We start from the raw sequence: 12,416 nt of genomic DNA on the forward strand, positions 1-12,416 counted from the left end.
ACCCCAACTCCCCAGGTCAGAGCCCAGGTTCGCGCACTTCTGCGGATTCTGCGGTTTCTGCGGCGCGCACCCCTGTTCGTACGACCGAAAGGAGCGCTTTGCAGCAGCCGACGAGCACCGAAGTCTTCACCGTTCCCGAAGTGATGGCCGCGCTTCGGCTCAGCCGCTTCAAGGTCTACGACCTCATCCGCTCCGGCAAGCTGCCGAGCTTCACGGAAGGCCGGTCCCGTCGCGTCCCTGTGGATTCGCTCGCGACGTACATCCGCAACAAGATGGAGGGAGCAGCCTGATGGCCAAGCGCGCCAACGGAGAAGGAAGCATCACCCGTCGAAAGGACGGGCTGTACCACGGCCGTACGTACGTGACCACGGCCAGCGGCTTCCGCAAACGGATCTCCGTCTACGGCAAGACACGCGACGAGGTACGAACGAAGGTCACGGAGCTTCAGGCACAAGATGCCAAAGGCGTGCCCGTGCCTGACACGAACGCCAAGGTCGAGGAATACCTCACGTACTGGCTCGCGAGCGTGGTGAAGCCCAGCCGTCGACCGAAGACCTATCAGGGCTACGAGAGCGTTGTCCGCGTCCACATCGTTCCCGGCCTGGGTCGCAAGAAGCTGCGAACGCTCCGGGCGGCTGAGGTGCGGGCCTGGCTCGGCAGGGTCGCCGGCGAGTGCCAGTGCTGCAAGCACGGATGGGACGCCGACCGCACCGAGCCCCGCTGCTGCGCGGCAGGGGAGTGCTGCCGCTCGGTCCTCTCGCGCCGCATGGTGCAGTCCATCCACGCGGTGCTGCGGAACGCTCTCCAGAACGCCGTACGTGAGGAACTGATCATGCGGAACGTCGCCCGGCTCGTACAGGTGCCGACCCCGACCTACGACACGGGGAAGGGCCTCAGCGTCGCTCAGGCCCGGCTGCTGCTGAAGACGGCGGCAGCCGACCGGCTCCACGCGCTCTACGTGCTCGCCGTCACGATGGGCATGCGGCGCGGTGAGCTGCTGGGGCTGCTCTGGGAAGCCGTCGATCTGGAACGCGGCACGCTCGTGGTCGAGCGGTCACTCCAGCGCGTCGAAGGTGAGCTGCGTCTCGTACGTCCCAAGACCCGGTCGTCGGTCCGCACGGTGCCCCTGCCGCCACTGGTGGTGAAGGCACTCGAAGATCACAAGGAGCGACAGGCGCAGGAGTGTGCAGCCGCCGGAGACGGTTGGACAGAGAACGGGCTCGTCTTCACGTCCCGCGTCGGCACCCCGCTGGAGCCGGACAACCTGCGGCGCAGTTGGTATCCGCTCCGTGAGCGTCTTGGGCTGGACATCCGGTTCCACGACCTACGGCACTCGTGCGTGACGCTGCTGCTGGACCTTGGCGTCCCGCCGCACATCGTGCAGCAGATCGCCGGACACAGCGGTATCGAGGTCACGATGACCGTGTACGCGCATGCGTCGCTGGACGAGATGCGGAAGGGCCTGGACAAGCTCGGAGACAGCCTGAGCTGAACCGTTGGCGTACGGGTTGGCGTAGAAGTGCAGAAGAAGGCCCCGACGGGCTCGCCCGTCGGGGCCTTTTCGCTGTTCAGCGGCAGTGGCTGGGGCCGGGGTCGAACCGGCGACCTTCCGCTTTTCAGGCGGACGCTCGTACCAACTGAGCTACCCAGCCGCAGCGGTCCTGACGGGATTTGAACCCGCGGCCTCCACCTTGACAGGGTGGCGAGCACTCCAAACTGCTCCACAGGACCAAGCTTCATGCATGCGAGCACCAGTCTCGCACAGGTGTTGCGTGCCCCCAACGGGATTCGAACCCGTGCTACCGCCTTGAAAGGGCGGCGTCCTGGGCCACTAGACGATGAGGGCTGATGGCCCACCTGGGCGCCTGCCGGCGCCTCGGGGACGTGAGAAGCATATGGGATAGCGAGACAGATCGCCAAAACACTTTCGGGGGGTGCGAGGGCGCGGGCGTCGCGGGTGGGGTACGCGCGGGCGGGCGGCCGTACGGGTGGGCGCCGTACGGGGGTGGACCCGTGCGCCCCGCCTCGTACGCCCGCCCACGCGCGGGCGGGCCGTACGGACCCCGGGCGGTGGGGGCGCGGGGGGGGCCGGACGCGGGCGCTCATACGCATCGCCCGCACCGGTCAACGCCTCCTCGCCCTGGCCACGGCCATCTGGCACAACTGGACCACCGGAGCCCGAAGCAAACGATCTCTCATCGCCTACGACCACTAAGAACATCGGACTCATTCATCTAGGCTCCAGCCCGCTCCAAGGCGCCTCTGACCGTGGCCACGTCCCGGTGCTGGCGCAGTTGGGCCAGCACCGGGGCGAGCCGTTGCTTCGGGCGAACGGATGCCACACCGGCGGCCAGGTCCAGTGCTCGTGCGGTGACGACGCCGGCTTGCTCGACTTCGCCTGCGGTGAGGTATGCGGCGGCCAGCCATGACATGTACAGGGCTTTATCCCGTGCGTGGGCGTCGTCGTACCGGGAGAGGGCGTCCTCCAGAACCGGTACGGCTCGGAGCGGTCGACGCAGCTCCGTCCAGCACCGGCCCGACATGATGTCCAACTCTGTCCGGTCGACCCACGCCGCCCAGTCGGGCTGCTGCTCACCGCTGGTCGCCTCGTCCAGCGCCGTGTATGCGGAAGCGAGTGCTGTTTCCGTCTCGTGCTTCAGCCCGGCGACGGCACACGCCCATGCCCTCCGCTCGTGGAAGAGGGCCTGAACGCCTGACGGGGTGCTGGTGCTGATGGTGTCGCAGGACCGGGCTGCGATCTGTACGGCGCCGGATCGGTCATCTGCGATGGCCTGGTAGGCGATGAATGCCAACGCGTTCCCCGCGAGGTTGCGATCGCCTGCTTCCTTAGCGGCGGCGTGGCTCTCCTTGTAGAGGCTGACGGCATCGGGTCCCCAGCCGGCATCGAATGCGGCCCAGCCTGCTTGCTGTGCTTGTTCGGCGAGAACGGAGAGGAGCCCGCGTTCTGCGGCCTCGGCGCAAGTAGCCGTCCGGAGCAACGACTTGGTGTGCTGGTATTCCCCCAGGTACACGCGGTAAGTGTCCGCGCCACCGAGAACATCGTCGAGCCGTCGCAGTCGTGCCGCTCGCTCCCTCAGCGCCTCGACCGCCGGGGTATCGATGCGCCGTGGCGTGTCCCGTTCCGTGAGCTTGGGGACAGCCACCGCGAGGCTCGTGATGGAGGCGTTGCCAACGAACGTCCGACGCCGCACCTGATCTCCATTCTGCGCGCTGGGCCCCTCCAGCAGACATTGCCCGCCCTCCACCTCCCACGGCCGGGGAGCCAGACCGACCGTGTGTCCGGGAAGGCGTAACGCGTCCGCGATGCGCACGATCTTGTCGAACGAACTGATCCTGCCTCGCCCGCGTGCAAGCGTTCCCACGCGCTCCGGCTTGATGTCGCACTCCGACGCGATCTTCGAGTAGCTGACGCCTGCGCGCTTCCGCGCCAGACGGAACACCGTCCCGAAGTCGTGCGCTTCAAGCGCGACAAGCATTTCCGCGTCGTTGAGAAGATCCCGGGGCAGGGCGGTGGGTGGCTCGTAATCGATCACGGCGTCACCCTTCCCTGCTCGCAAGAGTCTGCGGGGTCAACTTCCCGGAATCGTACCCATCATGGGTATGCCCGTGGGCGGGAAGCGCTTCACGTCAGGACAGTTCGACCCTTGGAACAAGTCAACCCCGGCGGCCGTGCTGGGCCCCGGGGCGTGGACGACTTCCAAGGAGTCGACGTGATGATGTTATCGCCGCACGACGCGGCCGCGCCCCTCTCGGCGGGGCATGCAGCCGCGTCCAAACCGTGGGCCCCTCCGCCCGGCCCGGATACCGAGATGCAGTCCGCGGGCGTCGCGTGGGATGCGGTGAAAGCGCCCGCGTATCTGGGGGATCGGGCGTTGTCGCGGCTCGGCGAAGGCTCGGGGGCGGTGATCCGTGACGGCTGGTCGCATCACCTGTACTGGCTCGTACGCACGGGCTCCGCGGTGGGCTGGGATCTGCTGCCGGTGACGGTGCTCGGCGCCGCGACGTACGTGGCGGTGCCCCCGGCCGGACGTACGCGGAGCTTCGGCGTGCACTGGGCGCTGCCACCCACCGCTGACCGCCGGTTGACCGACGCGGCGCTGCTGCACGACGCCCTCGCCGCGGCGGTCGCTGTGTCCCTCGACCGGCACGGCGCGGGGGTGGAGCGGTGACCGCCGTCGTGGAGCAGCTGGCCACGCTCGTAGCCGCGCTGCGTGGCACCGCGTGCGAGGATTGGCCAGACCCCAACGACGCGGCGGGAAGGGCGGGTCACGTGATGCACACCGCCCTCACAGCCTGCGGCATGTGGGAGAAGACGTTGGCGGCCCACCGCGCGGCAGTCCTGACGGCGCACGCCCCGTTCCGCATGGCCAGGCCCGAGCTGGCTGAACTGGCCGAGTACACCGCGAAGGTGTGCGCCGGAACGGCGCGGCGCAGCCCGTACCGCACGGATTTGAAGAGCCAGTTCGACCAAGCCGAAGAAGTGCTGCATCGGCTGGAGGCCTTGCCGGAGGGGTGGCGGCAGGAGGCCGTACGCCTGGTGCTGCACGACCTGACCGTGGCCGTGGGCAGCGTGCAGATCACCCTCAACCGGCTGGACGCGCGCGGGATCGACACCGACGTCCACGCCGTCCACTGACCGGCCCCGGCCGCGCCAGCTTCCCCCGGGGCGAGCGGCCAGGGTCTCCCCGGCGCCTCGCTGTGCCGACACGGGACGGCATCGCATGGCGCACCCCGCTCCGGGCTCCCTCCCGGGACGGGCCCCCGCGTCCCGGCCGCGTCACCGTCACGAGCGCGCGCGGCCGGGGCGCGGGACATCACCACCGACCGGAGACGAAGGAGCGGCGTGAGCAAGAACAACAAGGACCAGACTGTCAAGGCGGCGAAGGGCGAGATCCAGCGCGACAAGGGCAAGCCGACGCCGCAACGCACGCAGGGCACGCTGACCGACCGGTACACGCGGCAGCACACCCCTGAACGGCTCTACGGCGAAGATAGCCAGAGCTGACCGACTCCCGCGCCGAGGCACGGCGCGGGCCACCGCAACACCGATACCGAGGAACGGAGACTCACATGATCAACCACATGCTGCGCACCACACCGGGCGAGCCCTGGCCCGGACCGCCGGTGCGGCCCTCGCCCGACGGCGGCCCGACCAACCGGCGCCCCGACGACGAGATCCGGCCCGCCGCGTGAACTGCGGGCAAGCGAGGGGCCAGGCCGCGGCGGCCTGGCCCCTGCCCGCCCCCCAAATCCCGCGCGCCGCCTTCCTGCCGGACCTGATCTGGCCCTACGACATGAACACCGGCCAGTCGTTCGCCGTACGACGCAGCGAACGCCCCGAGGTGTGGGAGCAGTACGCCGCCGCAGACGTTCCGCTCGTCACGCAATGGGACGACGGGCAGCACGTCGGCCCGGACCCTGGCCGGGTGCCGACCTCGTCGGCGTCCATGCCGTCCGTGGTGATGCGCATGCTGAACGACTTGGACGCACAGCACGGCCAACGCGTCCTCGAGATCGGCACGGGCACCGGGTGGAACGCGGCGCTCCTGGCACACCAGCTCGGCAACTGGAACGTGGTGTCCGTGGAGGTGGACTCCGGCGTCGCCAACCAGGCGCGCTCGGCCATTTCCCGCGCCGGGCTCGGCGTGGAGGTCGTGAACGCGGACGGCGCCGACGGGCACCCGCCGGGCTGCCCGTACGACCGCGTCATCGCCACCTGCGGGCTGCGGAGCATCCCGTACGCCTGGCTGCAGCAGTGCCGTCCCGGCGCCGTCATCGTCGCGCCGTGGGGGAGCCGCTTCAGCAACCAGGACGCGCTCGTGCGCCTGGTCGTCGCGGATGACGGCCGCTCCGCAAGTGGACGGTTCACCGGCCCGGTGGAGTTCATGAAGCTCCGCAGCCAGCGGCAAACGTACGTCGACCACAGCGCGTACGTCACTGGCAGCGTGGCCGCGGGCGACCAGTCGGCGACCACCGTCACCGAGGCGGAGGTGCTGGGCGAAGGCCGGTTCCCTGCGGTGCAGTTCGTGCTCGGGCTGACCGTCCCGCACTGCACGCGCATGGTCGCGGACAAACGCGACGGTGCCCGGCCCGTCTGGTTCTACGGCCTCACCGACCGGTCGTGGGCCTGCGTCCTGTTCCGCGACGGCGAGCGCGAGGCCACGGTGTGGCAGTCCGGCCCCCGACGCCTATGGGACCAGGCCGAGTCCGCACTCGTCTGGTGGGCGGAAGGCGGGCGCCCCGGGCACGACCGCTTCGGGCTGACCACCACCGCGCGCGGACAGCGCGCCTGGCTGGACGACCCGGACAACAGCTGGGTGGTGCCATCCGCCCAGTCCCCGACCCAGAGGAGGCCGCACCAGTGAAGATCCGGAGTGTGCGCGTGTGCCGGGCCCCGGAGTGCGCGGACATACCGCCGCACGAAGACGACGAGGGACTGCGGCTGCTCGGCGTGCCTTGTTGGCTGATCGCGTTCCTTATCGTCATCGGTCTCGGGGTGGCGCTGCTGGCGTACACCGCGTCTGTCCGCTGACGCCGCCACGCTTCGGACCCCGATCAGGGGTGCTCGGCTCCCTAAGCTGTCCGCCTGCCCACCACCACTGCGAGGAGACCCCGCTAGCAGCTCTGCACGTTTCGAGACCTGGCCCCGCGACCTCATCCAGACGTCTGGACCGCAGGTCAAGGACGTGCAGACCATACGCGAGACCGGCTACGAGCGCCCCGATTTCGAGCGTTTCGCGGAGCATCTGGTGGCCGGCCATCACCAGCTGGGCGCCGACCTGCGCGAAGGGCGTTCTGCCTGTCGGGCGCCGCTTCAGCCCTGGACACCCTCGCCCGGGAGCAAGAGGCGATGCAGGCCGCCCTGACCGCCAACGTCCGCCGCGTCGCTGAAATCAAGTTGGCGACGTTCGGGCTGGACCGGCACATCGTGGGAGGTGGGTGTGTACAGGGAAGACGACGACGTGCGCTCGCAGCTTGTGGAGGTCACCCTGGACCGGATTTCGCGACGAGCGGGCGCGCGTATCGGGCACAGCCCCGCCGCAGCTCTTCGCGCAGCGGGAGCGGACACAGTGCTGACCGACCTGCGGGACACCGAGGCCCTCGTTGCACACGTGCTACGACGGCAGCCCAACCAGCAGGCACGATGAGCCTCGGGTTCGTCGGTTACCTGGTGGTCGGTAATCGTGCTCCGGTGGTGTCGAGGGCGGCGACGCCGCTGGCAACGTAGGTGCGGCGCGGGTCGCGGTCGGCGAAGTACGGGGTCAGCTGCGCGTCGAGCTCCTCCGGGGTGAAGTGCCCATCCGTAGCGGTGAACTTCTGCTCTACGGTGGGGGCCGCCAGCAGCGCGACCATGTCGCCATAGACGACGAAGACCTGGCCGCTGATCTTGTCGGCGGCGGGCGAGGCGAGATAATTGACGAACTCGCCAACGCGCTCCGGCGCGAGGAAATCGGGCTTGCCGTCGGCGTCAGCGGGCTTCAACGGGCCGAAAAACCATTCGGTCATGTCGGTGATAGCGCGCGGGCAGATGGCGTTGACCCGAACCCCATACGGGGCGAGGGTCTGCGCCATCACCAGGGTGAACGAGATGATGCCGCCCTTGGCAGCGGCGTAGCCCGGCTCTACCACGGGGCCGTAAAGGAAGGATTCGGAGGAGCAGTTGATGACGCGTCCGTAGACGGGGCCTCCGGCCGCCTCGCTGGCCGCCCGCCAGTGCACCGCGGCCGCACGGGCGACGGCGGCGTGTCCCTTGAGGTGTACGCGCATCGTCTCGTCCAGCCGGACTCGTCGAGATCGGGCAGCGGTGCCCTGTCGCGCAGCACGCCCGCGTTGTTGACGAGGATGTCCAGACTGCCGAAGTGGTTCAGCGCGGCCTGGACCAAGCGGTCTCCCATCGACCAGTCCCCGACGTCCCCGATCACGGCGACCGCCTCCCCACCCGCGGCCGTGATCTCCGCGGCGACCTCCTCGGCGGTCGTGCCCACGTCGTTGACGACGACGTGGGCGCCACGCGCCGCGAGTGCCAACGCCTTGCTCCGTCCCAGACCCTTTCCGGCGCCGGTGACGATGGCGGTACGGCCGTCCAGGTTCACGCTCAATGTTCCCTCTTCCGTCCGTCGTGGTGGGTACACCAGCCCTTGACGCTAGCCTCCAGCTCGCCCTCCGTCCGGCCGGTGTCCCGTTGAGTAGGGAAATCCCTGCGCGCATGCGGACCCCGCGCGCGATCGTGGTCATGGGCGCGGTATATGGCGCCACCCGTCGCCCAACAGCCCTCAATGCGGAGAGGTTTACCCGAACGACTCCGCTGCCGCCGACGGGCCCCTGGCGCGGGAGACGTTGCAGCAGCCTTCCGGCACCTAAGCGCACACGCAGCGAGCACTGCAGGTGTCGGCGTTCATGACTGGGAGTGATGTTTCGCCGCTCTAACCGTTCGGTGCGACCTAGCTTCATCTGTGGTAGGGAGAGTTGGCAGTTGCCCGGGGTCTACTTGACCAGAGCCCCCGTGGCACGCTTTGTGACCAACGGACGGGGGTCCGAATGCTGACGCTGGGTGAGCTGACAGCGGGGACGCAGCCGGAATATCAGACGGCCGCGTCCCATGCCGCTTACGTGACCGATGCCGCCATTGAAGAAGTGGTCCTGTGCGACGGGCAGTGGGAGCCTGCCCAACACGGCCAGCTCAGGTACGCGATCCTGGTCTGCCAGGGGCCGGCCGTGGTCAAGGACGGCGAAGTATGGACACGGTGGGCAGGAAAGCTCGCGCAGCGCGGGGTCGTGGCAATCGTGGTAGCCGGGCTCGCCCGGGGTGAGTTCCCCGCTGAACTCGTCACGGCGGCGAGCCGACACCGTCTGCCCCTCCTGGTGCCGACGGAGTACGGGAGTGCTGTCGAGGTGCGGGCCAGACTGCTGGAGCGACAGGTCAAGGCACTGGCCTCCGGCGCTGGGCAGTCGTACGCCCTGCTGCACGAGTTCGGCCGGTTGCACCGACAGGGTGAGGGGCCGCTCCCGTTGCTGAGGAACCTGGGAAAGCAGGTGGGCGGCCGGGTCCGCCTGTTGAGCGGCGGCGGTGACTGGGGGGACCTGGCCCAGCACACGGCGGTGCTCGATGACATCGCGGCAGGGCAGAAACACAGCGCCAAGGTCCTGGATGCGAACCCGCCGCTTCTGCTGCATCCAGTGGGCAGCGCACCGCCCTACGAGGTGCTGGCCGCCGAGCGCCCTGGGGGTTGGCCCGCGCATTTGGCCACGTTGATACGGGAGTCGGTCGGCCTGGTACACCCATTGCGGCAGCCGCTGGCTCTGCGCGCGAGGGAGAAGCGCCTGGAGCACTCGGAAGCGATGATCCGTGTCAGCGTGCTGCAAGATCTGATGGCGGGCAAGGTGACGCAGGCCGCGCGTGCCGCGGCGCCCCTCCTGCCCGGCTTCCTTGCAGACGAGGAGAGCATCGCCGACGGCGGCGTTGAGCTTGGCGTGCTGCAGGTTGCGCCCGGTGAGGAGCGGATCGCGGTTGCGGCCGAAGTCGAAATGGCGCTCGGCTGGACGGCGCTCGTCGTGCTCTGCCCCGCCGAGTACGCGCACGTCATCATCCTTCTTCCATCCGCCGTAGGCACCGCCACGCGGCTGGCGGAGTTCCTGCGGCCCCTCGTCGAGCGGGTCCGCGGGCGGGCGCTGGGAGTCGGCCAGCCCGTCGCGTGGGGCAGCACCTCTCGCGGGTACACATGCGCCATCCACGCGTTGGCCCAGGCGACGGCACCCGGCGGCGACAACGTCGCGGTGCACGACGGCAGCGCCGCGTCCCTGGCACGCGAACTCCCTGACGATGCCTGGTACTGGGCGGCGGCCCTTCTGGACCGTTCGGAACTGAACGCCTTGTCGGACGCCGAGCGGCGACGTCTGTACGACCTGACGCAGTTGGCGCTCACCTTCGGCCCGACCCAGGCCTCCCGTCTGCTGGGCAGCGAAATCGACCCAGAAGCAGCCGCTGAGGTCGAGCGTGCAACGGCCATGCCCGCCCTGGAGGAGCACTGGAGTACGGCACTGACGCGGCTGCTGGAGAGTGACGTGGAACCAACGCACCGCAACACCGTCTCCCGCTACCGCGACATGCTGATGGACCTCGTCGGCCTGGACCCCGAGCGGCTCGGGGACCGTGCGGTGATGAGCCTGGCCCTGCAGCGATCCTGCCTGCCCAAGCCGGATCTCGAGCCGCTGGCCACACCGACACTGGCGGCCCTGTTCGCAACTCCTGAAGTGACGGAATGGGCCGATCACCTGCTCGTCCATCTCACCGACGAGCAACAGGAACTCCTGACGACCTGGCTGGACTGCGAAGCAGATACCACCATGACGGCTTTGGAGCTGGGGCTGCACCGAAATACGGTCAGGGAGCGGCTCAGGCGGTGCGGTGGCGCGATCTCGCGACCGCTGGTTCCCTGTCCGGACGCCGCCAAGAACGGTCGCGAACGGCAGGATTCCGGCAGCGCCCTCGACGATCTGTATTTTGCGCTCGCCATCAGCGACTCGCGGCCTGGGAGGCTGGCGCCGGATCCCGTCGCGAGCCGTATAACCCTGGAGCAGGATTGTCCCGACCCCGAGGCACCGCTGCCCCCGGGATCGCGCGTCGCCGGCGTGTACGACGCATCCATGTCCACCGGTGGAAAGGACGCTCATTCCAGCGATCGGCAGCTCATGGAGCGCATCCGGCGCATCTACCCCACGGCGACGGCGGCAGCGGACGAGAACCGCGGCTTCGTACGCCGATCCACACGCTGGCTCGCGCAAGAGCGGGGAATCCGCCAGTTCCTCGACATCGGCTGCGGGCTGTACTGCGCGCCGAACGTTCACGAGATCGCCGAGGAGATCCATCCCGACGCCCGGACCGTCTACGTGGACAACGAGCCCGAAGTCCGCAACCACATGCAGGTCTTCGCACAGAGCCCACCTCAGGGTCGCGTTGTGGTCCTCGACGGCGACCTACGGGAGCCGAACGAAATCCGCACGCAGCTCACAGACACGCTGGACTTGGACCAGCCCGTCGCCGTCCTCCTCAACGCGGTGCTGCATTTCGTCGAAGACCGGGCGCCTCTTCACCTCGTCCGTAGCCTGCTGAGTGGCATGCCCACGGGCAGTGCCCTGACCGTCACGTACGCCACCACCGCGTTCGACGCCGACACACCACCGCGTGTGGCCGCGCTCTACCGGGAGGCCGGCCACCAGTGCTCGACAGTCACCAGGGAGGAATTCCTCGAGCTGTTCGACGACTTGGAACTGGTCGACCCCGGCGCCGTGGCGGTACACCGCTGGCGGCCAGACAACTCCACCAGCACCGGCCTCGATGACAACCAGGTCAACATTGTGTGCGGCGTCGGCCTCGTACGCTGACCGCAAGCGGCGCCGGGTCATTCCCCCGATCGGTCGCTCCACGCGCGTAAGGCGGTCCTTGTCGAGGATTCGTTCGCTACCTGTCGCAGGACGCGGACTCCCGGCGAACGAGTTCGGGAAGAGCGCCGGTGGCTTCGACAGTGATGGCTGGCCCCTGCTCGTCAATGAGTTTCGGCCCCCAGTTAGTGATCTCTGGGTCATGATCTGTCAGTGCGATTTGGCCCCCCGGGCCACGCGGATTGGCATGCGTGATGCTGTCCCTGACGCTGCCGGAGAGGGTGTCCCATGTCAGATCTTGCTGCCGAGCTCACGGCGTTCATGACGCGGTATGAGCAGGCCAATAACAGTCACGACATCAATCGTGTCGTGCCGTTGATCGTTCCGGATGCCGTCTACTGGTTCTCCGACGGTTCCTATCGGGGCCTGGAGGGGATCGCGAGAGCGATCGAGCAGACCTTCGCGGCCATCCAGGACGAGGTGTACGAAGTTAAAGATCTTGAGTGGGTTGCCGTGGCTGCCGACCACGCTGTCTGCCGGTATCGCTTCTTCTGGACGGGTCTGGTCGACGGCCAGCCTCGCTCCGGGCAGGGACGGGGCACGAAGGTGATCGTGAAGCGGGACGGGGCATGGAAGATGCAGCACGAGCACTTGAGTTCCTGATCTGCGGGTCCGCTCCCTGCGGTCGAGTCGGGGTCCTGGACTGTCGGAATCAGCCGGTGGCCTGCTGGGTCTTGGTGTGGGCGAGGCGGTAGGAGTCGGTGCCGATCCAGCCGTTTCGGTGGTCGTGGGGTGGGCGGAATCTCCCCGGGGGGTACTGGGCGACGAGGGGGCAGCACGTCGGTTTCGAGCCGTGGTTGGAGCGCGACCGGCTGGTGTTCATGGACTTCGATCCTGCTGTGATGGGGATGACGTCCCAGCCGTTCTGGCCTGCGCTGGCACCACGGGGCACGTGAGCGTCGGCATGCCCCGGACTTCTTCGTGCGTCGGGTGGACGGCTCGGCGGTGGTCGTCGA

12 protein-coding genes, 3 tRNA genes and 1 pseudogene are annotated in these 12,416 nt (G+C 68.6%); 10 read left to right on the forward strand and 6 right to left on the reverse strand.

Annotated elements, in window-relative coordinates:
• Positions 1-98 precede the first annotated feature (98 nt).
• Positions 99-290, forward strand: coding sequence for a helix-turn-helix domain-containing protein (locus DVA86_RS27780; protein ID WP_281279326.1), 192 nt, complete (start codon positions 99-101; stop codon positions 288-290).
• Positions 290-1,492: a site-specific integrase gene (locus DVA86_RS27785; protein ID WP_208882417.1), complete on the forward strand. Its 1,203-nt coding sequence runs from the start codon at positions 290-292 to the stop codon at positions 1,490-1,492. Before DVA86_RS27780 ends, DVA86_RS27785 begins: the two co-directional genes overlap by 1 nt.
• 86 nt (positions 1,493-1,578) lie before the next feature.
• Here DVA86_RS27785 and DVA86_RS27790 read toward each other — a convergent pair.
• The 4 genes from DVA86_RS27790 to DVA86_RS27805 all read right to left on the reverse strand — a co-directional run bounded on the left by DVA86_RS27790 (position 1,579) and on the right by DVA86_RS27805 (position 3,554).
• Positions 1,579-1,652, reverse strand: a tRNA-Phe gene (locus tag DVA86_RS27790).
• 4 nt (positions 1,653-1,656) lie between these two features.
• A tRNA-Asp gene (locus tag DVA86_RS27795) sits at positions 1,657-1,731 on the reverse strand.
• Positions 1,732-1,773: 42 nt separating this feature from the next.
• Positions 1,774-1,846: transfer RNA gene (locus DVA86_RS27800), tRNA-Glu, on the reverse strand.
• 388 nt (positions 1,847-2,234) lie between these two features.
• Positions 2,235-3,554: a helix-turn-helix domain-containing protein gene (locus DVA86_RS27805; protein ID WP_245997268.1), complete on the reverse strand. Its 1,320-nt coding sequence runs from the start codon at positions 3,552-3,554 to the stop codon at positions 2,235-2,237.
• 276 nt (positions 3,555-3,830) lie between these two features.
• Here DVA86_RS27805 and DVA86_RS27810 point away from each other — a divergent pair, with 276 nt between their 5' ends.
• The 6 genes from DVA86_RS27810 to DVA86_RS27830 all read left to right on the forward strand — a co-directional run bounded on the left by DVA86_RS27810 (position 3,831) and on the right by DVA86_RS27830 (position 6,553).
• On the forward strand, positions 3,831-4,190 hold the full coding sequence (locus tag DVA86_RS27810; protein ID WP_208882419.1) for a hypothetical protein: 360 nt from the start codon (positions 3,831-3,833) through the stop codon (positions 4,188-4,190).
• Entirely contained in the window at positions 4,187-4,657 is a 471-nt protein-coding gene (locus DVA86_RS27815; protein ID WP_208882421.1) for a hypothetical protein, read from the forward strand. Before DVA86_RS27810 ends, DVA86_RS27815 begins: the two co-directional genes overlap by 4 nt.
• A 207-nt stretch (positions 4,658-4,864) precedes the next feature.
• Complete coding sequence (locus tag DVA86_RS27820; protein WP_208882423.1) at positions 4,865-5,026, forward strand: hypothetical protein; 162 nt, start codon at positions 4,865-4,867, stop codon at positions 5,024-5,026.
• Between the two features lie 65 nt (positions 5,027-5,091).
• The gene (locus DVA86_RS36020; RefSeq protein ID WP_281279327.1) at positions 5,092-5,214 is read left to right on the forward strand and encodes a hypothetical protein; all 123 of its coding nucleotides are present in this window, start codon (positions 5,092-5,094) and stop codon (positions 5,212-5,214) included.
• On the forward strand, positions 5,211-6,386 hold the full coding sequence (locus tag DVA86_RS27825; protein ID WP_245997270.1) for a methyltransferase domain-containing protein: 1,176 nt from the start codon (positions 5,211-5,213) through the stop codon (positions 6,384-6,386). The genes DVA86_RS36020 and DVA86_RS27825 overlap by 4 nt, the downstream gene beginning before the upstream one ends.
• The gene (locus DVA86_RS27830) at positions 6,383-6,553 is read left to right on the forward strand and encodes a hypothetical protein (RefSeq protein WP_208882424.1); all 171 of its coding nucleotides are present in this window, start codon (positions 6,383-6,385) and stop codon (positions 6,551-6,553) included. The genes DVA86_RS27825 and DVA86_RS27830 overlap by 4 nt, the downstream gene beginning before the upstream one ends.
• A 632-nt stretch (positions 6,554-7,185) precedes the next feature.
• Here the strand turns inward: DVA86_RS27830 and DVA86_RS27835 are convergent.
• Positions 7,186-8,120, reverse strand: a pseudogene (locus tag DVA86_RS27835) (SDR family NAD(P)-dependent oxidoreductase).
• A gap of 439 nt (positions 8,121-8,559) precedes the next feature.
• On the opposite strand from DVA86_RS27835, the gene DVA86_RS27840 reads away from it, so the two are divergent.
• The gene (locus DVA86_RS27840) at positions 8,560-11,403 is read left to right on the forward strand and encodes an SAM-dependent methyltransferase (RefSeq protein ID WP_208882426.1); all 2,844 of its coding nucleotides are present in this window, start codon (positions 8,560-8,562) and stop codon (positions 11,401-11,403) included.
• 285 nt (positions 11,404-11,688) lie between these two features.
• Complete coding sequence (locus DVA86_RS27845) at positions 11,689-12,063, forward strand: YybH family protein (RefSeq protein ID WP_245997273.1); 375 nt, start codon at positions 11,689-11,691, stop codon at positions 12,061-12,063.
• Between the two features lie 49 nt (positions 12,064-12,112).
• Here the strand turns inward: DVA86_RS27845 and DVA86_RS27850 are convergent, their stop codons facing one another.
• The gene (locus tag DVA86_RS27850; RefSeq protein ID WP_208882428.1) at positions 12,113-12,283 is read right to left on the reverse strand and encodes a hypothetical protein; all 171 of its coding nucleotides are present in this window, start codon (positions 12,281-12,283) and stop codon (positions 12,113-12,115) included.
• Positions 12,284-12,416 lie beyond the last annotated feature (133 nt).

Origin of the sequence: Streptomyces armeniacus (assembly GCF_003355155.1) — a bacterium.
GTDB classification, from domain to species: domain Bacteria; phylum Actinomycetota; class Actinomycetes; order Streptomycetales; family Streptomycetaceae; genus Streptomyces; species Streptomyces armeniacus.